Genomic DNA, 21,624 nt, shown 5'->3' with positions numbered 1-21,624 from the left:
ATGGATGTTGTACAGAGAATCATTCCTTAGGCGCCTTCTGTTTTGAAGGGGCGCCGGGAATGATTACTAATTAGCTGCAGCTCTTTAAATTTAAGGTTACGCTAACAATACTTTTAGGAGGAGAAAATATGAAATCGGATAAAATATCAGAGGCCGTGGTGCGCAGGCTGCCTGTGTACCTGCGTTTCCTGAACGATCTCCAGAAGCGTGAAATCTCCACCGTGTCTTCGCAGGAGCTGGGACAGAAGCTGGATCTGAATCCGGCGCAAATCCGCAAGGATTTGGCCTATTTCGGCGATTTCGGCAGAAAAGGCATCGGTTACGATGTATCGTATCTGATTGAGAAAATCCGCCATATCCTGAAGCTTGACCAGCAGATCAATGTGGCACTCGTGGGTGCAGGTAATCTTGGACACGCTTTATCCAATTACAATGCCTATTTGAAGGACACGATGAAAATCACCGCGGTCTTTGATTCCTATCCCCCCAAGATCGGGCAGAAAATCAACTCGCTGACGGTTCAGCCTATGGAAGAGCTGGGGAGCACAATCCGCGAGCAGGGCATCCGCATCGGCATTATCACTGTACCGGACAGCGAAGCGCAGAACGTTGCAGATATCCTGGTGGATTCAGGCATCGAGGCAATCCTCAATTTTGCACCGGTGATTTTGAAAACGCCTGCCAACATCCGGATTCATGCCGCTGATTTTACTACTGATTTGCAGAGCTTGGCTTATTATTTGCATGATGGAAAGGACGAGGCGGAAGATGAGCAGCAATAAAACTGTAATTGTAAATGGGCGTTTCCTGGTGCCGGGAACGGCGCAGCCTGTCCTTAGCGGTTATATGACTATAGAAAAGGATCTCATCACATACATAGGAGAAGTCAAGCCTGTCATAGAAGAAGGTACTCAGACCATTGACGGCAGCCGTCTGCTGTTCATGCCGGGTCTGGTCAATACCCATGGCCATACGGCGATGTCCCTGCTGCGCGGCTACGGGGATGATATGGTGCTGCAGAATTGGCTGCAGGAAAAAATGTGGCCTATGGAAGAAAAATTCACCGGAGACGATGTCTATTGGGGCACCGCCTTGTCTGTGCTGGAAATGCTGAAAGGCGGCACAACCACCTTCCTGGATATGTATGACCACATGGACCGTGTGGCCGAGGTTACCGAGCAATCAGGCATCCGTGCCGTGCTGATGCGCGGGGTGATCGGGCTCTGTCCGGAGGACGTGCAGAACCATAAGCTGGCGGAAGCGGTTGCTTTTGCGCGGAACTGGCACGGAAAAGCGGACGGAAGAATCACAACGATGATTTCACCGCATGCCCCGTACACCTGTCCGCCGGAGTTTTTTGTGAAGTTTGTGCAAGCCGCCCATGATCTGGACCTGCCTATGCATACCCACATGTCGGAAACCCGGCGGGAAGTCGAGCAGAATGCGGCCGATTACGGTTTGCGTCCGGTGGCGCATCTGGAGAAGCTGGGAATGTTCACCCGCCCGTCCCTGGTCGCTCATGGTGTTCATTTGAACGATGAAGAGATTGAGATTCTGGCCCGTTACCATGTAGGGGTATCCCATAACCCGGGCAGTAATCTGAAGCTGGCGAGCGGAGTAGCCCGGGTTCCTGAGCTGCTGCGTGCAGGAGTCACGGTATCGCTTGGCACCGATGGCGCGGCGAGCAATAATAATCTCGACATGTTTGAGGAGATGCGCCTTGCCGCCTTGATCCACAAAGGCGTGAGCGGTGACCCGACGGCGGTTCCGGCACAGGAAGCGCTGCTGATGGCGACTGAATACGGCGCACAGTCGATTTTTCTGGAAGGAGTCGGACGGCTTGCTCCGGGAATGAAGGCGGATTTCATTGCCCTGGATATCGACCAGCCGCATTTCCTGCCGCATACGGATCTCTTGTCCCATGCCGTTTACTCGGCAAGCGCCAAGGATGTTGCGCATGTCTGGGTGGACGGCAAGCAGGTTGTGAAGCATGGGCAGTGCCTGACGCTGGATGAGGAACAAATCCGCCGCAAGGCGCAGGAGACCTTTGAGGGCCTGCTGAAGCGGTAAATGAACATGATCGGTGAGGCATTTTGAAAGAAAGGGAGCTGTACTTTGAAGAAAAGAAGAAAATGGCTTCTGCTGGGGATACTCCTGGTTCTTCTCCTTCTGTTCGGACTAAGCCAGTTCTATGCTTATGTGATGAAAGACCAGTGGAGCGAACGCAGCGCAGCCACAGAGATTGCTGAAGCCAGAGCAGGACTGACAGAGGTGACCCGGGCCCAGAAGTCCGTCTGGGATGAAAATTCGATTTACTGGGTAATGACAGGCCGTAACGCAGCCGGGACGGAGCTGATGGTCTGGGTCCGCTTTACACGGGACGGCAAGCCTGCAGGGGGAGACAATGGTGTATACGCTGAAGAAGTGGCCAAAGGCATGTCGGAGCAGAAGATCCGTTCCATCATTGCCTCAGACTTACCAGGGAGCACCATTAAGCGCCTGCTGCCGGGTGTGTACAACGGAGAATATGTGTGGCAGCTGTTTTATAAGCTGGAGGGACGCTATTATTACAAGTTTTACCGTTTTGCGGACGGAAATGCGATTGGGGACGGCTACAGCCTGCCGAAAAAATAATAAGCGCACGACCCATATTGAGCGGGTGGACAAGTATTTGTCTGCCTGCTTTTTTAACATTTAGGAAATTAGCGTATTCAGTAGAGAGTCGAATATATCTGCGGGTATATATCTTTGAGGCAGAACCAGCAGCATCTGGTGATAAAGATGGGAATATCTTAAGCATCGCCAAAACGGCCGCAGCGCTAATCGTTGCGGTCGTTGCTGTCGATATAAGGGGAAACGGGCTGTCATTTTGCCCAAAAATTAGTACTGAAAATTTTAAATATATTCACACTTTTCTTCGAATTCGTATATACACCTGTGATATACTACTATTTGTACTACGGCATGCTTAAGAGCATGCTAGTCTCGGAAGAGCATTAGGCACGCTATTTAATAAAATTTATTATATTTTTTCACATTTTTCTTATCATTGAGAGGAGGACGTTTCTTGAAACTACGTCTTATGCCAGTACTGCTAACGTCTCTGCTGTCGGCTGCGCTTTTGTTTGGCGGCTGGTATTCCTACCGGGAGTTCGTGGTGCAGGAGCCGCTGCAAAAAATTGTCTCTGCTTATGAGGGAGTGAATGACTCCCATATCTCTATTAAACGCAATGAGGTCACTTTGAAACTTGATTTGCAGCCGGGCACTAAATTGCGCGAGCTGGTGCAGTATGTAAATACTGAAGGCAGATCGGCGATTGACGGCCGTACATTGAAACTGGATGTGGAGCAGCATTCCAGCGAACTGCTGGATGAATATTGGGACCAGGCGATGTTCTCGGTTGCTGAAGCCATGGAGAGCCGTAAATATACATTAATTCCTGCGAAGCTGGATGAACTGAAAGCCCAGAATTCCAAATACAGCAGTGTAACTGCAGCAACTGAAATTGATGACAATAACGTATATGTGAGCCTGAGCGACGGTAAGAAAAGCAAATTTATGATTTTGCCACGTGCTGCGGCAACGATGGGAGTGTGGAATAATGCCTAAGTTCTGGAAAGAGGTATTAATCGGATTTGTTCCTGTGCTGGTGATATTTATGGCTTTTGTCGGGATTAATATTTTCCCCGTGATCATCGCCGCAGGCATGGTTGGCGCACTTCTGCTCATTGCCCATCTGCGCGGGGGGCTGACCGTCAATGCCGGAGGAGACAAAAAACGTAAAAAGAACGGCCCGTCGAAGCTGACCTTTGAAGAAATCGGAGGACAGGACAATGCCAAGCAGGAGCTGCGCGAAGCGCTGGATTTCCTGATCCGCCACGAAGAAATCAGCAAGTTCGGCATCCGCCCGCTGAAGGGGATTCTGCTTACAGGCCCTCCGGGAACCGGGAAGACCCTGATGGCCAAAGCGGCAGCCCATTATACCAACTCCGTATTCGTAGCCGCATCAGGCAGCGAGTTCGTTGAGATGTATGTGGGTGTCGGCGCCGGACGTGTCCGCGATCTGTTCAAAGATGCGCGTGCGCGTGCCCTCAAGGAAAATAAACAAAGCGCGATTATTTTTATCGATGAAATTGACGTCATCGGCGGCAAACGCGAAGGCGGACAGCAGCGTGAATATGACCAGACGCTCAATCAGCTGCTGACGGAGATGGACGGGATTTACAACAATGATACGCCGCGCATCCTGCTGGTTGCGGCAACGAACCGCAAGGAGATGCTGGATTCGGCGCTGCTGCGCCCCGGCCGCTTTGACCGTCATATCCAGGTAGACATGCCGGACAAGAAGGGCCGCCGGTCCATCCTCGATCTGCATGCCCAGAACAAGCCGCTGCATGAAGAGGTCGACCTGGATAAGATCGCGGAAGAGGCTTATGGCTTCTCTGGCGCCCAGCTTGAGAGCGTGATGAACGAAGCGGCGATCTACATGATGCGCGAGAACCTGACCCAAGTGGAGCAGCGCCATCTCTCGCTCGCAATCGACAAGGTCATGATGGGCGAGAAGACGGACCGGGAAACCAACCACGAAGAGAAGAAGCGGGTAGCTATCCATGAGCTGGGACATGCCATTATGGCCGAGCTGCTGCGTCCGGGAAGCGTTAGCCAAGTTACGCTTACACCCCGTGGACAAGCGCTAGGCTACGTGCGGCATAATCCGCAGACCGAACAGTATCTGTACACTAAGGATTACCTGGAAAATCAGATTATGATTGCCCTGGGCGGCGCTGTGGCGGAAGAAATGTATTACGGCGGCCGAAGCACAGGATCACGAGGGGACTTTGACCAGGCGCTCAATATTGTGGAGACGATGATGAAGTCAGGGCTAACCTCTCTGGGCATCGCGAATCTGCAAATGGTTACCACAGAAGAATTAATGAAGGAAAACAGTAAAATTCTGGACGAGTTAATGGTACGTACGCATGAGCTGCTCGGCAAGCAGCGGAATGTATTTGATTACTCTCTTGACATTTTAATGAAAGAAGAAGTTCTCTCCGGAGAGCAATTTCGTTGTCAATTTCGTGACAGTGTCCTTTTACCGGCATAATTCTTTATGCCGGTTATTTTTTTTTACTTTTCAGACATGCTAAGATATTATTATATGTCGGGCTACTTATTTTTTACGACAGACAAGGTACAATACAAAAGTATAGATACCTGAAAGGATGGAGACTTTTAGATGAATTTTAAGAAAATTGGTGTCATCGGTGGTGGCACAATGGGTCAAGGGATTGCTGAAATGCTGGCAGCCAAGGGCCTGGATGTAATGCTGGTGGAGAAAACCGCTGAAAGACTGGACTATTCTTATGCAATGATCGAGACAAGTCTCGACAAGCAGCTGGAGAAGTGGGCAATTACCCAAGCCGAAAAGAAGCTTATTCTCAGCCGCATTCAAAAAGTGACACATTTCGCAGAACTCAGCTCTTGTGATATGGTGATTGAGACCATCACCGAAGACCTGGAAGCGAAGCAAAAGGTATTCAATCAGCTCGATCAGGTGTGTCCGAGCCACATTATTCTGGCCAGCAACACGTCTACACTCAGCTTGACTGAGCTTGCCAGTTCTACAATGTACCCGGAACGCGTCATCGGCATGCATTTCATACATCCGGTAGCGAAGGTGGATCTCGTTGAGATTGTGCGCGGACTGAAAACTTCCGACAGCACTTTTGAAGATACCAAAGCCTTTGTTGATGAAATTGTTGAGAAAAAAGGCGTAATGATTTACGAATCCCCTGGGTTTGTATCTTCACGCCTCATTTGCCTGTTCATTAACGAAGCTATGCATGTCCTGCAAGAGGGTGTGGCTTCTCCTGAAGATATCGACGATGCTATGCGCATCGGCTACCAGTTCCAGCATGGGCCGCTTGAAATGGCTGACCGTTTTGGTCTGGATTCCGTTCTTGCCGCCCTGGAAAATATGTTCCGTGAGTACGGTGAGCTGAAATACCGTCCTTCCACGATTCTTAAGAAAATGGTGCGCGCGGGACAACTGGGCATGAAATCAGGCGAAGGCTTCTTCAAGTATGACAAGGATGGTGACCGTATATGAATATTCTAGTTATTAACTCAGGCAGTTCTTCTTTGAAATACCAGCTTTACAATATGACTGATGAATCCGTGCTTGCCAAAGGTCTGGTAGAGCGCATCGGGATGGATTCCTCCATTCTGAACCATAAGCCGACCGGCAAACAGGAAGTTACCGAAGTCAGCGAAATTCTTGAACACAATACAGCGATCCGCAAAGTGCTTGCCTGTCTGACCGACAAGGAACACGGCGTAATCTCTTCGATCGACGAGATCAATGCTGTGGGTCACCGCGTAGTTCACGGGGGCGAATTCTTCAAGGCTTCCGCACTGGTTGATGCCGATGCCAAGACCAAAATCCGCCAGCTGTTTGACCTTGCACCGCTGCACAATCCGGCTGCAGTAATGGGGATTTCAGCAACTGAAGTGAACATGCCCGGCGTGCCGCAGGTTGTTGTTTTTGATACTGCATTCCATCAGACGATGCCTGAGAAGGCTTATATGTATGCCATTCCTAGAGTGCTGTACAACAAATACAAGGTCCGCCGCTATGGCGCACACGGCACATCCCATGATTTCGTCAGCAAAGCTGCTGCCGATTATCTGGAGCGTCCGTTGGAAGACCTCAAGATCATTACTTGCCACATCGGTAACGGTGCGAGCGTGACTGCCGTTGACGGCGGCCAGTCTATCGATACTTCAATGGGGATGACACCGCTTGAAGGTCTGATGATGGGTACCCGCAGCGGTGACCTGGACCCGGCTATCGTTCCTTATGTAATGAACAAGGAAGAGCTGTCCGTGGGTGAAGTCAATTCGATGCTGAACAAGCACAGCGGCCTTTTGGCTATTTCTGGCGTCAGCAGCGACATGCGTGATATTATTGATGGTGCGGAAAAAGGCGAGCCTAACTCTACGCTTGCTTTTGATATGTATGAGTACCGTCTGCGGAAGTATATCGGTTCTTACGCTGCAGCGATGAACGGGGTAGATGTAATCGTATTTACTGCCGGTGTTGGCGAGAATGCCGCCGTGCTGCGTGCCAAAGTGCTGAATAACCTTACGTTCCTTGGAATTGAACTGGATGCTGAAGCCAATAAGGTCCGCTCCGGTGATCCGCGCCGTATCTCTACGGTAGAGTCCAAGGTGCAGGTGCTCGTGGTTCCGACAAACGAAGAGCTTGTCATTGCACGCGATACGTATCGCATTGTGCAAGGAATTAACGGCTAAATCAGAGGAGAGATCAGTAGGCATGGCTAACAAGAGTGTAATCAAGAACGTGAATGAGCATGTTGGAGAGGCTGTTGTGATTGGATGTTGGGTCAATAACAAGCGTTCCAGCGGTAAAATTCAGTTCCTGCAGCTCCGGGATGGTACAGGCTATATCCAGGGCGTCGTGGTGAAATCGGAAGTACCGGAGCAAGTATGGGATGATGCCAAAAGCCTTACCCAGGAAAGCTCGCTGTACGTGACCGGAATCATCCGCGAGGAGCCGCGCAGTCAATCCGGTTATGAAATGACTGTAACGGGTATCGAAGTATTGCATCTTACAGAGAATTATCCGATCACCCCGAAGGAGCATGGCGTGGATTTCCTGATGGATCACCGTCATCTCTGGCTTCGTTCCGCGAAGCAGCGGGCAGTGCTCGTGATTCGTGCGGAGATCATCCGCGCGGTCCAGCAATTTTTCAACGAGAACGGGTTTACAAAAGTAGATCCGCCAATCCTGACGCCAACTTCGGCAGAAGGAACTACCAATCTGTTTCACACCAAGTATTTTGAAGAAGATGCCTATCTGACGCAAAGCGGACAGCTGTACATGGAAGCTGCGGCTATGGCGCTCGGCCGTGTCTATTCCTTCGGTCCGACCTTCCGTGCCGAGAAGTCCAAAACCCGCCGTCATTTGATCGAGTTCTGGATGATTGAGCCGGAAATGGCCTTCACCGACCATGAAGAAAGCTTGCGTGTGCAGGAGGAATTCATCAGCTTTGTAGTGCAGTCCGTGCTGAAGAACTGCCGTGCAGAGCTGGAAGCGGTTGGCCGCGATATCTCGAAGCTGGAGAATATCAAAGCGCCGTTCCCGCGGATCACCTATGATGATGCGATCAAGTTCCTGAATGAAAAAGGATATGAGATTGCCTGGGGTGAAGACTTCGGGGCACCGCATGAAACGGCGATTGCAGAAGCCAATGACAAACCGGTTTTCATTACGCATTATCCGGCCTCGTTCAAGGCATTCTATATGAAGCCGCATCCTGAACGCCCTGAGGTTGTGCTCTGCGCGGATATGATTGCTCCTGAAGGCTATGGGGAGATCATTGGCGGATCCCAGCGTATCGACGATCCGGCATTGCTCGAAGAGCGCTTCAAGGAACATAATCTTTCAATGGATGCCTACAAATGGTACATGGATCTGCGCACATATGGTTCTGTGCCGCACTCCGGTTTCGGTCTTGGACTTGAACGGACGGTGGCCTGGATTTGCGGTTTGGACCATGTGCGGGAAACGATTCCGTTCCCTCGTACGTTGTACCGTCTGTACCCATAGGCTGGCAAAGGGGGCTGCGCATGGACGGCAAAGCATGGAATGCCTGGGGCGAAGGCGTGTCTTTTGGCCTCCAGAACGGGATGGCCGTCATTCCTTACGCGCTCTTGAAGTATTACCGGAAGCTGAACTTGACCGGCAGTGAAGCGATGCTGCTGATTCATCTGCTCTCTTTCCGCCAAGTGGAGGGAATGGAGTTTCCTTCCCTGGAGGAACTGCAGACGGTGACGGGGCGGAGTATTGCAGCAATAGCAGGAGAACTGCAGAAGCTTATGAAGGAAGGCTTCATCAGCATTGATGAAGACATCGATGAGCTGAGAGATATCCACTATGAACGCTATAATTTCTCCGGATTGTACGGCAAGCTTGGCGCATTTTTGGCAGGAGCTGCTCAGGACCCGGCCCAGGGCAGCAGCAAGCCTGCTGGCACTGTGCCAAGCCTGCATGCCGGAGCTCCTGCTCCGGATGGCGGATACGGCAGAGCGTTCACTTCTGCAGCGGGCAAGGACGCTGAAGAGAACCGCAGTCTGTTCACCATTTTTGAGAAGGAATTCGGACGTCCGCTGTCCCCGATGGAATGTGAAACCATCTCCGGCTGGGTAGACCAGGACAATTACCCGGAAGAATTGATTCTGCTGGCTCTAAAAGAGTCCGTATTCGCCGGAAAGATTCATTTCCGCTATATTGACCGCATCCTCCTGGAGTGGGCCCGCAACCGGGTAAAAAATGCCCAGGATGTCAAAACCTATACCCAGAAGTTCCGCGGTGGCGGAAGATAAAAGGATTCCCGGAAAGACATTATAGCGCACAGCGAATTAGTCTAATATTTAATAAAAAACACCCGTACTTTACCTGGCTGTCTCAGCCTGGAAGTACGGGTGTTTTCGATTTGAGATTTATAGATTCGCTTATGGTTTTACATGATCCATCGTTTATGAGAGCTCTTTTTCAAGGGCCAGACCCATTTCACGGGAGCGTTCGGCACAGCGGTTCACAGCGGAAATTACCGTCTCGAAGAAATCACCCTTCTCAAGCACTTCAAGAGCTGCTTGGGTGGAGCCGTTCGGCGAGGTCACTTTTTTGCGCAGGGCGGCTGGTTCTTCACCGGTCTGCTGCACCATTCGGGCCGCGCCAAGGACAGTCTGAACCGTAAGCTCTCTGCTCTGTTCAGCCGGCAGGCCTCCACGGATTCCAGCGGCGATCATCGCTTCCATCATGTAATAAATGTACGCTGGACCACTGCCCGAAATCCCCGTCAGGGTCTCCATACGCTCTTCATCAATGACCGAGGTTAATCCGACAGCCTCGAAGATATTGAGCGCCGTCCGGCGGCTCTGCTCGTCCACCTCTTTGGAGTATGCGATGCCGGTTGCCCCCAGCCCAATGGAACTGGATGTATTAGGCATGGTGCGGACTACCGGCTGGGACTTGCCGAGCAAGCCCTGCATCGTACGGATGGTCATCCCGGCGATCATGGAAATCACCAGCTGATCCGGGGAGAGCAGGGGGCCCAGGCTGCGGAGAGCCTCGGCAGCATCCTTGGGTTTCATGGCAAGCACGATGACCGGGGCTGTGCGGAGATATTCATTTTTTTGTTCAGGGTCGTTGCTGCCAAGGACCCCGTACCGGCTGCGCAGCTCGCTCAGGCGTTCACTGCTGCTGCGGTTCAGCATCACGATATTGCCGGACTCCACGACATTGCGGGCAATCATCCCGCGCACAATCGCTTCCGCCATCGAACCCGCCCCGTAAAAAACAATCTGGTGATTAAGTAATGGAATTGCAGGCTGCTGACACATGGCTATTTGTCCCCCTAAAAGTTTGTGAGCGATATAATTTGAACTTGAATCATTACCCAAAATGAAGCCTATTCAGATTTCAAGTTCAATCTATATAGGCTTCACAGTAATTATTGCTTATCCCCGGATTTGTCCAGAGCCGTGAATTTTGTATTTGGATGATGTCAGCGCCGGCAGTCCCATAGGGCCGCGGGCATGCAGCTTCTGGGTGCTGATGCCGATCTCTGCCCCGAATCCGAACTCAAAACCGTCGGTGAAACGCGTTGAGGCGTTATGGTAGACAGCGGCGGCATCCACTTCCTGCAGGAAACGCTCGGCGTTTCCGACATCCCTGGTTACAATACATTCGGAATGCTTGGTGCTGAATTCGGCAATGTGCTGCAACGCCTCGTCCAGGCCACCGACAATTTTGATGTTAAGAATATAGTCATTGTATTCGGTGGCAAAATCTTCTCTGGCCGCAGGCAATGCCCATGGAATCAGAGCTGTGGTCTCCGGGCAGCCCCGCAATTCCACAGGGATCTTGCGGAAGGCTTCTGCTAAAGGAAGAAGATGCTCCGCAGCATAGTCCCTGTGGACCAGCAGCGTTTCCATGGAGTTGCAGACAGAAGGGCGCTGGGCCTTGGCGTTCAAGCTGATGGATAATGCCATTTCCGGGTCAGCGCCGGCATCAAGGTAGGTATGGCATATGCCTGCTCCCGTTTCGATGACGGGTACTGTGGCGTTGAGTACGACGTTCTGGATCAGCGCGCTCCCGCCGCGTGGGATTATGACATCAAGCAGTCCATTCAGCTTCAGCATTTCATCCACGGAGGAGCGGTTCGGATCTTCGATCAGCTGCAGCGCCTGGCTTGGAATAGCCGTTTCGTCAAGTGCCCGGTGCAGCACTTCGATAATTTTGCGGTTGGATGACAAAGCGGAGGAGCCGCCGCGCAGGACAACGGCATTTCCGGTTTTCAGACATAAGCCGGCGGCATCTACGGTTACGTTGGGCCGCGCCTCATAGATAATGCCGATGACACCCAGCGGAACGCGGATCTTTTCGATATACAGCCCGTTTGGACGTTCGAAGGTTTCCAGGCGGTCGCCAATAGGATCCGGAAGCCCGGCTATTTGCTGAAGCCCTTCTGCGATGCCTGTGATCCGGCTGACATCCAGTGCCAGACGGTCCAGCATCGATTCAGGAGTGCCGCCCAGCCGTCCACGCTCCAAATCTTCAGCATTGGCGGCGATAATGGCTGGGGCTTCACGGATCAGGGCTTCTGCCATGATCCGCAAGGCCTCATTTTTGTCTGCAGTGCTCAGGCTGGCCAGCACACCTGCAGTTTCTTTAGCTAATGCTGCCTTGTTAACAACCTCACTCATATTAACCCTCCTAAAAGATTTGTTAGCGCAACGTAATCCATTCATCACGGTGGATGACCTCCAGCCGGTGAACCTCGCCCAGCTTCGGCACAATCTGATTGCTGGGCAGCCCCTGGATCGTGCGCAGCTGGGAGTCGTCGTAATTCACAATTCCCCGCCCGAGCAGCCTGGCGTCCGGACCAAGGACCTCTACCACATCACCGGAATGAAAGCTGCCTTCGATCCGCTTAACCCCAACCGGCAGCAGGCTGTGCCCGCCATGGAGCAGCGCTTCTACTGCACCTTCATCTACATACAGGGAGCCCAGCGGGGTGGACATGAAGCCAAGCCACTGTTTCTTAACCGGCAGGGAAGAGAGCGTGGTGTCAAAATAGGTACCTTTGCCGGTGCCTGCCGCTGCCAGCTGCAAATCGCCGGGTTCGGTTGCTCTGCCTACAAAGACGGGGACTCCGCCGCGTGTGGCGATTTTGGCCGCATCGATCTTGGAGCGCATGCCGCCAGTGCCTACACTGGAGCCTGCTCCCCCGGCAATGGCATAAATCTCCGGGGTAATCTCCTCAACACGCTCATACCGCGTGGCTCCCGGATGCTTGCGCGGATCTCCGCTGTACAAGCCGTCCATATCCGTCAGAACGAGAAGATGGGAAGCTTTCAGGAGATTGGCCACCAGCGCGGACAAGGTGTCGTTATCACCGAATTTCAGCTCATCTACCGAAACGGTATCATTTTCGTTGAATATGGGCACAGCTCCCTGCCGGAGCAGCTCTTCTACCGTCATTACAGCATTATTCATGGCCCGGCGGCTGCAAAAGTCGGTCCTTGTCAGCAGGATCTGCGCGGTAGGAATGCCATATTCCGCAAAAGCCTCCTGATAGGCCTGCATCAGCATCACCTGGCCCACCGCTGCCGCCGCCTGCTTCTCATGCAGCAGCTTGGGGCGTGCGGGATATCCGATGGCCCGGAATCCGGCAGCTACAGCTCCGGAGGTAACCAGCAGCACTTCACAGCCGTCCTTCTGCAGCCCGGCGATTTCAGCGGCAAAGAAAGCAACCGCTTTACGGTTCAGCCCGCCTTCAGGTCCGGTAAGCGAGCTGCTGCCGATTTTGACCACGATTCTTGTCGTCAATGTCATTCACTTCCTTCTTGATTTTACAATATTTCACGCTGGAAATGACAAAAAGCCCCCATCCTTAGACTTAGCAAAGGACGAAAGCTTGTTAACTTCCGCGGTACCACCTTCATTGATGAGGGTTCATCCGACTTCATTCTCATAACGGGAGTTTCCGTCCTGCCGGGGCAGGCCGCTCGGGGATAGGAATTCTGAACGGACAACCGCGGTGAATTCTTCCAGCCTGCCGGAATTCACTCTCTGAGCGCGGATAATCGTCTATTCGTACTGGTCCCGTCAACACGTTTCACTGTTTGACATTTAGAATACCATGGAGAAGTCAGGTTTGCAAAGAGTCCCGGCGGTAATATTTTTTCCAGGAGCGCAGACGTGAATCTGATGTTTATCCTATGGGGGATGGGGTAAAATACTTATAATCTGTTACCAGGAGGTGGATAGACTTGGGTAAGAACAACAACGTCCAGCAGGAACAGAAGCGAAATTCCATAGAAGCAGCCGAGGTTCAAAACAAGGCGATGCGGGAATTTGTTGAGGAGAACACCGTGGATTCACGCACAAAAGGTCTGGTCGACGAGAGCACAGCCCGGTTGTCCGATGATCAGAACCGCCTGATCACACAGCATAATCTGCGTAAATAAGCAGCAGGCCGAAACGGCTGCGGAGCTCTCGGCAAGAGGCGTTCCGTTTCAATGAGAGATAGTAAGAACCGTTATGGTGCTCGCTATGTAAAGCTTCATTTATTTAAAAAGCCCTTCCAGCCACATAGGTGAGCCGGAAGGGCTTTACTTATAACAGGAAATTATTCAATACCAAAAATGTGGACAGCCTGGAAGTTTAGCAGTGTAAAGAAGAAGCCTGTGTTCTCTGTAGTGTTAACCCTCGAAAATCTTGCACGGAATACAACAAAGTGTGTCTTAAGCAGACCGAATGGATGAACATCTTGTACGTTGTACAACAAATGCGGATCTCATAACCTCCAAATACCTTTGGACGAATTTATAGCGAACAACGGCAGAAATACCGTTGTTGGAGCGCCGAAGGCCGAGGTCAAATATCCTAATTCCAACTCACACTTGCTTACCGGTTTCTTCGCAGGTGCTAGTTGGAAAAAGGGACCTTATTTTTCCGGAAATCAAGAAATCCTGAGAGTGAAGTGGAAAAAGTAAATCTAATTGGGCCACTTTTCTTGTCTAATGGCGGAATTAGCGGAATTAGTGTCCCTTTTTCCACTTCATCTGCCCAAGGACAGGGTACTCCGGCAAATTAGTTAACCTTTTTCCACTTAAAGCGTTGCCATGGGTTCATGGGGAGTCGTTCTCCAGGCAACGCTAGAATCAAGACCGCTGCACTGTCCTGTGGAGGACGGCACAGCCCCTTCTACTTGTAGAGAAGCTTTTTTTTGCGAAAACACACGCCTTGCCGGGCTGTTTCGGACTCAATCCGTTAAATCGTATGCTACTCCACGGAAAGACCTTTGACCGTCGTTCTGAACGTTTCCATAAAAGCCTCCGCTGCGTGGGATAAATAGCGGCCCCGCCGGTAGGCCACAACCAGTGTTCGGCTGGGCACCGGATCGGCCAGCGGCAGGTATACAGGAACAAATTCACTGCGCGGCGCCCGGGCGATAAAATGGGGAACCAGCGTCACACCCATTCCGGTAGCAACGAGCGATTGAACTGTCTCCATATTATTGCTCTCAAAGACAATACGCGGCTCAAAACCGGCTGCACGGCATAATTCCACGGTCATTTTACGGAAGCCCTGGCCTTCTTTAAGCACAATAAACGGTTCATCCCTTAATTCCTCCAAGGCAGTGCGGATCTCTGAGGCGCTTCGCGAAGCGAGGGGATGCTCTGGAGGGACGGCGAGGTCAATCCGCTCTTCTCCCAGCACCTCGTAAGCAAGTGTAGGGATCTCCAGCGGCAGAGAAAGCAGGCTCAGGTCGGTTTGGCCGCTGGCGGTGAGCTTTTCCAGGTTCATGGAGGAGTCCTCCAGCAGGGTAATTTCAACCTCGGCGTATTTACTTTTGAATACGGGAAGTACATGCGGCAGCAGATGGGCACCGGTGATGGGCATGCTTCCTACAACCACACGTCCTGTCCGCAGCTGGGAAATATCCGACATCTCCTGGCGCAGCAGCTCCACGGCATCAATAATCGTCTGGGCCTGCTCCACAAACTTCTCCCCGGCGTGCGTAAGTTCTACTGAGCTGGTGTTGCGCTGGAACAGGAGGACACCCAGCTCTTTTTCCAGTTTTGAAAGCTGCTGGCTGAGTGAAGGCTGGGCGATATGCAGTTTGTCCGCTGCCCGGGAAAAATTCCGCTCTGCCGCAATTTGCAGGACATATTGCAACTGTCTGAGTTCCATAAACAGATTCCTCACCTTGAAATAGTTTGTCGCTTATAAGTATAACCTATAAATACTGTTATTAGTATAGGTGGTATTGCCGAGCAGGATGAGCCAGAAATACGACAGCCGATGCTCAAGCCAAAGGTTATCCATTGCCTGCAACTGCAATACCAGAGAAGCTTCTGGCTCCCAAAGTGACGCCATAATTTGTAGTTACGCTAATGATATAGCGGATTTGGCCTGCGAGCACATCGGCAGCGGGAGGGAAATCAACGGCCGTAATACCGGCCATCTCATACGTCAGCTCCGTCATCGCCTGAGATGCAGGCTTTTGATAGACAGTAGTAAAGATCTGGGCTGAATTTCGGAAGATGGTAAAAGTGACATCAGGAACAATCGCAGGGTTGGACGAGATAGCCATAGTCAGGCGGGCATAGGCGTTAAGTGTCACCCGCACCAAGCTTGCATTGCCGGGGGCAATACCACCTGTCTGCAGCCCGATATCGCCAAAAATATAAGGGAATGAAGAGGAAGATAATGAAACTCCCGGCTGATCCGCAGCGCTGTCCTGGGAAATCCGCATATCTAAAAACTGAATGCCCATTTGTGATTCACCTGTCCTCTCATGTTAGTTGGTACAGCTTATGAGGGAGAATGATAGATTGCTTGGACCATTTTTAATAAAAAATGAAGGCAGGTCTGATGCTTATAGGCCAAACCTATGACTTTTATAGAAATCATATCTTGGAATTATAAACACCGCGATGTTATATTTAGATCATTCAAGAGAGACTCCACTTTCTCTTCCAATGAACGATTCTACTTTATGAGGTGAAGACATGGGCAACAAGACAATGTTTGAAAAGATTTGGGACAATCACGTAATCCATCAGGAGGAAGGCAAGCCAAGCATCATTTACATCGATTTGCACCTGGTGCATGAGGTTACATCCCCGCAGGCTTTTGAAGGGCTTCGCCTCAGCGGCCGCAAGGTGCGCCGTCCGGGTCTTACTTTTGCGACTATGGATCATAACGTTCCCACCAAGGACCGTTACAATATTACCGATCCTATCTCCAAGCAGCAGATTGATACATTGTCGCAGAACTGCCGCGATTTTGGCGTAAAATTGTTCGACCTGAACGATATTGACCAAGGCGTAGTCCATGTTATGGGTCCGGAAATCGGTTTGACTCATCCCGGCAAAACCATCGTCTGCGGCGACAGCCATACATCTACACATGGCGCATTCGGTGCGCTGGCATTCGGGATCGGCACCAGTGAGGTTGAGCATGTGCTGGCGACCCAGTGTCTGCAGCAGTCCAAGGCCAAAACGATGGAAGTCCGTTTCACGGGCAAACGCAATCCCGGCGTAACCGCCAAGGATATGATTCTTGGTGTCATCGCCAAGTACGGCACTGATTTTGCAACAGGTTATGTTATTGAATATACCGGGGAAGCTATCCGTGAGCTGTCGATGGAAGAACGCATGACGGTCTGCAACATGTCGATTGAAGGCGGGGCAAGAGCGGGGCTGATCGCTCCGGATGAGACCACCTTCAACTATCTGCGCGGACGCCAGTATGTGCCTCAGGGCGCAGCCTATGAAGCTGCGGTTGAAACCTGGAAGGAGCTTGTCAGCGACGAAGGTGCCCAGTATGATACCGTTGTTGAATTTGATGTGGAAACATTGATTCCGCAGGTAACCTGGGGAACCAGCCCGGGTATGGGTACGAATATTACCTCCACTGTGCCGAACCCGGCGGATTTCACGACGGAGAACGAACGCAAAGCGGCTGAAAAAGCGCTTGAGTATATGGACCTGGTACCGGGAACGCCGATTTCCGAAATCGGTATTGACTATGTCTTCATCGGCTCCTGCACGAATGGACGCATTGAAGATCTCCGCGCTGCGGCTGAAGTAGCCAAGGGCCATAAGGTGTCGGATAAGGTTACAGCCATTGTGGTACCGGGATCGGGACGCGTGAAGATGCAGGCCGAGAAGGAAGGGCTTGACAAAGTATTTACAGAAGCGGGGTTTGAATGGCGCGAAGCGGGCTGCAGCATGTGCCTGGCCATGAACCCGGATGTCCTGCAGCCTGGACAGCGCTGCGCATCCACCTCGAACCGGAACTTTGAAGGACGTCAGGGACGCGGCGGACGCACGCATCTCGTATCTCCTGCCATGGCGGCTGCGGCTGCGATCAAAGGCCATTTTACCGATGTCCGCGACTGGAACTACAAGGCGGAAGCCGTCAACGCATAGAACTTGAGAGAGCAGGAGGAACTAATCATGGAAGCATTCAAAAAATTAACCGGAATCGTTGCCCCGGTAGACCGGGTAAACGTAGATACGGACGCTATTATCCCTAAGCAATTTTTGAAACGGATTGAACGCACGGGCTTTGGACAATTTTTGTTCTACGAATGGCGTTTTGACGAAGCCGGAAATGACAATGCTGCGTTTGAAATGAACAAACCCCGCTACAAAGGGGCTTCGATTCTGATCTCGCGGGCCAATTTCGGCTGTGGCTCCTCACGTGAGCACGCGCCTTGGGCCATTATGGATTACGGCTTCCGGGTTGTCATTGCCCCTTCGTATGCCGATATTTTCTACAATAACTGCTTCAAAAACGGGATTTTGCCGATTAAACTGTCGGAATCCCAGGTAGATGAGCTGTTCAAGCGTACAGCAGAGCACGATGGCTACAAATTGACAGTGGATCTGGAAAATAACCTGCTCAGCGATGATCATGGACTCAGTATTACCTTTGAGCTGGATGAGCACCGCCGCCAGTTCCTGCTGCAGGGGCTGGATGATATCGGTCTGACGCTTCAGCATGCGGACGAAATCGCCGCCTATGAGGAACGCCACGCTGCCAAGCTGTTTGCATAAGAAAAGTCAACATAAAAACTTTACAAGATTTACACAAAACTTCTATTTCCGGGTGTCGGAAATAGAAGTTTTTTTGCTATAATCGATATATTCATTGCCCGAGAAGGCAACTTTTGGAGATTTCAGTCGTCTTAATCTTATCGAAGCATCTAACATTTGCCAGAAGGAGAGGAAAGGATGAGAAGAGCCGGACAACGAGTGCTATTTCTATTGCTGCTGCCACTGCTACTGCTATCATTCGCCGGCCATGAAGCCGCAGCTGCCGGGAACAGCGCGGGCAGAATTGTTATGGACAACAGGGAGCTGGAAATCCCCAAGGGAATCACATTAGAGAATGTAAATGGAAGCGTTATGATTCCCATCCGGGTAGTTGTTGAGAATTTGGGATTTGAGGTGCTCTGGGAGCAGAAGTCCCGCAAAGTAACGGTCCAGCAGGACGGCAAAAGTGTACAACTGGCTGTGGGCAGCAAAACGGCCGATGCCGATGGAGTTACACTGGCACTGAATGCGGCACCGAAGCAGACGGGCGGAACGGTATTGGTGCCTATCCGTTTTGTCAGTGAGCAGTTCGGGCTGAAGGTGGGCTGGGACAACAGTGACAAGACCGTCTACCTGAGCGGAGGGGCCGCCGGCAGCACAGCAGCTCCAAGCAGTCCCCAGCCTTCTGCTGCACCGGACCCGACAGCTGTGCCGGGGCCAACCTCTGTTCCGGCAGACAGCCAAGGGACAGATGGAGATATTGTAACGGGAGTGACAGAACCTACTCCTACGCCGATTCCTGGCAGCGCGGGTACGGCTGCCGGTTCGCCGCAGGTCATGGGTGCGGTGTTCAGCGAGAACCGGCTGATCATCTCTGTGGCAGGGGCAGCTAAGCCAAATGTGACCCAAATGGGCAGCCCCGACCGGATTGTCATTGATTTTCCGGGCGCTGTCTTTGCCCCCGATTTTGCGGGCAGCTTTCCGGGAGTTTCCACCAGCGGAAGCCCTCAGGGCAAGCTCGATGTCAGCGGATATCCGCTGGTGACCGAAGTGCGTTACGCGCTCTTCAGTGTGAGTCCGCCCACCGCCAGATTTGTAATCCAGACCGTTGGCAGCCAGCCTTACCAGGTGAGTAAGGATGATAGTACAGGACTGGTAACCGTTGACTTGAATGCTGTAAGCAGCGGAACACCTCCCACAGGGGGGACAGGGCTCAGCGGCAAGCCGGTAGTCGTACTTGACGCCGGTCATGGCGGCACTCAATCCGGAGCCGTCAGTCTTACAGGAAAGCTCGAAAAAAACTTCAACCTCGCTGTGATTCAAAAGGCAGGCGCGCTGCTGATGCAGGCAGGACTGGTTGACGTAATATTCACCCGCACAGAGGATGTTACGCGTGGACTGCAGGAGCGTGTGGATATTGCGGAAAGGGCAAAGGCCAATCTGTTTATATCCGTCCATGGCAACTCGTTGCCTGCAGATTACCCGAACAGGAATAAAGTTAATGGGAGCGAGACTTATTATTCACGGGCGGAAAGCCTGCCGCTTGCCCAGATTATGCACAAACACCTGGTTGCGGCGACAGGGTTCAAGGACAACGGGATAAGAAGCAAAAGTCTGCACGTCACGAGAGAAAGCAGCATGCCGGCAGTGCTTCTGGAGGTCGGTTACCTTACTAATCCGGGAAATGAATCGGCTATGTACAGTGAACAGCTTCAGGACAGCCTGGCCCGGGAAATTGTTGCCGGAATTATGGAATATCTCGGCTTGTAACGGGACTCTACCGGATGATGCAAGAGAGGAAATAGGTTTGGATATGGTATATATTCGCAACTTTTAAGGAAACCCGGCGTCTAATCATTGTCGAAGGCTGTCAGGCAAACTGGCATCATGAACGCTTTTTTTGGGCGGAATACTAGATTCTTGAGGTGAAGAATGAAGAAATTTGCTTTTATGCTGTTGCTGCTGCTCTTTGTAGTTGTTCTGCCGGGGCAAGGACATGCCGCTGGCGGGAGCAACAAGATTTTTCTCGATGGCAAGGAGCTGACGGCAGGACTTGACGTTCCAGTTGAAAATGTGAACAACTCCATTATGGTGCCGCTAAGAATGATTGCCGAGAACCTGGGTTACCAGGTGAATTGGGATCAGAAGAGCAAGACGGTTACAATTGAACAGCAAGGCAAGACCATCAAGCTGATTGTCGATCAGACTGCGGCTTCCGTCGATGACAAGACCGTAGTACTGACGACAGCGCCGCTGCTTAGGAGCGACACGACGTTAGTACCGATCCGGTTTATCGGTGAACAGTTTGGCCTGAAGGTTACCTGGGACAATACAACCAAGGTTGTAAATCTTATTACCCCGGAAATTCCCGACAGCACCAGCAATACGGGAGAAAGTTCCGGAGACGGCGGGACAAGCGTGGCCGTGCCTCCGGTGGATACAACGGCAAATCTAACCATGGTCAATGGCATCAGCTTTAGTGAAAACCGGCTGACCATTGCAATGGATGGGAATTCGCAGCCAGTGGTATCCAAAGTAACCGGGCCGGACCGCATTGTCATTGATCTTCCGAATGCCACGTTCTCAGATGTATTCGGAACGGGGCAGGTGCTGAGTCCGGATCTGAACGGCTCGCTTGCCGTAACAGATTATCCGGATGTTTCAGGAGTGCGCTATTCGCTTTACAGCACTAATCCGTACACCGTTCGGTTTGTGATTGATTTGAATAATGCCAAGAATTATAGTGTTAATGTATCGGGAGATGTCTCCAAGCTTGTCGTCGTGGATTTGAACGCGGCAAGCACTGACGACCCAGCCACCTTACCCGGCAACAACGGACGTAAGCTTGTGGTGCTGGATGCGGGGCATGGCGCCAAGGATTCCGGGGCAGTCGGGGTTACAGGCAAATACGAGAAAAACTTCAATCTGGCCGTTGTCCTTAAGGCGGCTGCACTGCTGAAGCAGGAAAACAAGGTTGACGTCGTGCTTACACGCAGCGATGATACTTTCCTGGAACTGAAGGAACGGGCAGGAATGGCCAATAATCTCAAAGCCGACCTGTTTATATCCGTTCATGCGAACAGTGGGTCATCATCTGCGGCCAGCGGCTCGGAAACCTATTATCAGCGGGCGGAGAGCAAGGCTCTGGCGAATGTAATGCATAAGTATCTGGTCCAAGCTACCGGGTTAAGCGACAGGGGAGTTCGTTATGGTAACTTTCATGTGATTCGGGAGACTACTATGCCTGCCGTGTTGCTGGAGGTCGGCTATCTGAGCAATAAGGGAGACGAAGCCCTGTTATTCTCAGAAGATCTGCAGAACAAGGTAGCCGCTGGCATGGTCGCCGGCATTAAGGAATATCTCAAATTATAGCAGCAGCCAAGCGGCACAGCAGGGCCGCAAAGTCAGCTTCGGCCTCAGCAGGTCAAAAAGGCTTTGCGGCCCTGTCTGCCCATATTCATCCAGAGGGGGTAATTGTT

Annotated in this window: 19 protein-coding genes; 14 read left to right on the top strand and 5 right to left on the bottom strand. The window is 51.8% G+C overall.

Translation table 11 applies throughout. From position 1 onward, the window contains the following. Nucleotides 1-128: 128 nt before the first annotated feature. From PRIO_RS21840 to PRIO_RS21800, 9 genes are all read left to right on the top strand, one after another. Nucleotides 129-782 (top strand): redox-sensing transcriptional repressor Rex, encoded by a 654-nt coding sequence (locus tag PRIO_RS21840; RefSeq protein WP_020432818.1) that lies wholly within the window; start codon nt 129-131, stop codon nt 780-782. Beyond that, nucleotides 769-2,070: an amidohydrolase gene (locus PRIO_RS21835; RefSeq protein WP_020432817.1), complete on the top strand. Its 1,302-nt coding sequence runs from the start codon at nt 769-771 to the stop codon at nt 2,068-2,070. Before PRIO_RS21840 ends, PRIO_RS21835 begins: the two co-directional genes overlap by 14 nt. 45 nt (nt 2,071-2,115) lie before the next feature. Continuing rightward, entirely contained in the window at nt 2,116-2,634 is a 519-nt protein-coding gene (locus tag PRIO_RS21830; RefSeq protein ID WP_020432816.1) for a cell wall elongation regulator TseB-like domain-containing protein, read from the top strand. 433 nt (nt 2,635-3,067) lie between these two features. After that, nucleotides 3,068-3,610, top strand: coding sequence for a hypothetical protein (locus PRIO_RS21825; RefSeq protein WP_039837840.1), 543 nt, complete (start codon nt 3,068-3,070; stop codon nt 3,608-3,610). Beyond that, on the top strand, nt 3,603-5,105 hold the full coding sequence (locus PRIO_RS21820) for an AAA family ATPase (protein WP_020432814.1): 1,503 nt from the start codon (nt 3,603-3,605) through the stop codon (nt 5,103-5,105). Before PRIO_RS21825 ends, PRIO_RS21820 begins: the two co-directional genes overlap by 8 nt. 132 nt (nt 5,106-5,237) lie before the next feature. Next, nucleotides 5,238-6,110 carry a 3-hydroxyacyl-CoA dehydrogenase family protein gene (locus PRIO_RS21815; RefSeq protein WP_046504682.1) on the top strand — a complete coding sequence of 291 codons (873 nt, stop codon included), beginning with the start codon at nt 5,238-5,240 and terminating at the stop codon, nt 6,108-6,110. Continuing rightward, nucleotides 6,107-7,315, top strand: a complete 1,209-nt coding sequence (locus PRIO_RS21810) for an acetate/propionate family kinase (RefSeq protein WP_020432811.1) — start codon at nt 6,107-6,109, stop codon at nt 7,313-7,315. The genes PRIO_RS21815 and PRIO_RS21810 overlap by 4 nt, the downstream gene beginning before the upstream one ends. A gap of 22 nt (nt 7,316-7,337) precedes the next feature. Continuing rightward, on the top strand, nt 7,338-8,633 hold the full coding sequence (gene asnS / locus PRIO_RS21805) for an asparagine--tRNA ligase (RefSeq protein ID WP_046504679.1): 1,296 nt from the start codon (nt 7,338-7,340) through the stop codon (nt 8,631-8,633). A 20-nt stretch (nt 8,634-8,653) separates the two neighbouring features. After that, a complete protein-coding gene (locus PRIO_RS21800) occupies nt 8,654-9,409 on the top strand; it encodes a DnaD domain protein (protein ID WP_020432809.1) in 756 nt (251 codons plus the stop codon). 153 nt (nt 9,410-9,562) lie between these two features. On the opposite strand, the gene proC is transcribed toward PRIO_RS21800, so the two are convergent. The 3 genes from proC to proB all read right to left on the bottom strand — a co-directional run bounded on the left by proC (nt 9,563) and on the right by proB (nt 12,920). Beyond that, nucleotides 9,563-10,429, bottom strand: coding sequence for a pyrroline-5-carboxylate reductase (proC, locus tag PRIO_RS21795; protein ID WP_020432808.1), 867 nt, complete (start codon nt 10,427-10,429; stop codon nt 9,563-9,565). Between the two features lie 117 nt (nt 10,430-10,546). After that, nucleotides 10,547-11,794, bottom strand: coding sequence for a glutamate-5-semialdehyde dehydrogenase (locus tag PRIO_RS21790; protein WP_046504676.1), 1,248 nt, complete (start codon nt 11,792-11,794; stop codon nt 10,547-10,549). Nucleotides 11,795-11,816: 22 nt separating this feature from the next. Continuing rightward, nucleotides 11,817-12,920: a glutamate 5-kinase gene (gene proB, locus PRIO_RS21785; protein ID WP_046507265.1), complete on the bottom strand. Its 1,104-nt coding sequence runs from the start codon at nt 12,918-12,920 to the stop codon at nt 11,817-11,819. 443 nt (nt 12,921-13,363) lie between these two features. On the opposite strand from proB, the gene PRIO_RS21780 reads away from it, so the two are divergent. Next, nucleotides 13,364-13,561, top strand: a complete 198-nt coding sequence (locus PRIO_RS21780; RefSeq protein WP_020432805.1) for a hypothetical protein — start codon at nt 13,364-13,366, stop codon at nt 13,559-13,561. Between the two features lie 817 nt (nt 13,562-14,378). Here PRIO_RS21780 and PRIO_RS21775 read toward each other — a convergent pair. Further along, nucleotides 14,379-15,290, bottom strand: a complete 912-nt coding sequence (locus PRIO_RS21775) for a LysR family transcriptional regulator (protein WP_020432804.1) — start codon at nt 15,288-15,290, stop codon at nt 14,379-14,381. Nucleotides 15,291-15,417: 127 nt separating this feature from the next. Beyond that, the gene (locus PRIO_RS21770) at nt 15,418-15,876 is read right to left on the bottom strand and encodes a hypothetical protein (protein ID WP_020432803.1); all 459 of its coding nucleotides are present in this window, start codon (nt 15,874-15,876) and stop codon (nt 15,418-15,420) included. 235 nt (nt 15,877-16,111) lie between these two features. On the opposite strand from PRIO_RS21770, the gene leuC reads away from it, so the two are divergent. From leuC to PRIO_RS21750, 4 genes are all read left to right on the top strand, one after another. Beyond that, the gene (leuC, locus tag PRIO_RS21765; protein ID WP_020432802.1) at nt 16,112-17,536 is read left to right on the top strand and encodes a 3-isopropylmalate dehydratase large subunit; all 1,425 of its coding nucleotides are present in this window, start codon (nt 16,112-16,114) and stop codon (nt 17,534-17,536) included. Between the two features lie 27 nt (nt 17,537-17,563). Further along, nucleotides 17,564-18,166: a 3-isopropylmalate dehydratase small subunit gene (gene leuD, locus PRIO_RS21760; RefSeq protein ID WP_046504674.1), complete on the top strand. Its 603-nt coding sequence runs from the start codon at nt 17,564-17,566 to the stop codon at nt 18,164-18,166. A 210-nt stretch (nt 18,167-18,376) separates the two neighbouring features. Further along, the gene (locus tag PRIO_RS21755) at nt 18,377-19,915 is read left to right on the top strand and encodes an N-acetylmuramoyl-L-alanine amidase family protein (protein WP_231869734.1); all 1,539 of its coding nucleotides are present in this window, start codon (nt 18,377-18,379) and stop codon (nt 19,913-19,915) included. A gap of 162 nt (nt 19,916-20,077) precedes the next feature. Beyond that, a complete protein-coding gene (locus PRIO_RS21750) occupies nt 20,078-21,517 on the top strand; it encodes an N-acetylmuramoyl-L-alanine amidase family protein (protein WP_020432798.1) in 1,440 nt (479 codons plus the stop codon). The last annotated feature ends 107 nt before the right edge of the window (nt 21,518-21,624 follow it).

This window comes from Paenibacillus riograndensis SBR5 (assembly GCF_000981585.1).
Taxonomy (GTDB): domain Bacteria; phylum Bacillota; class Bacilli; order Paenibacillales; family Paenibacillaceae; genus Paenibacillus_AQ; species Paenibacillus_AQ riograndensis.
The sequence above is the reverse complement of the archived record's forward strand: the minus strand, read 5'-3'. Positions and strand labels throughout refer to the sequence as shown.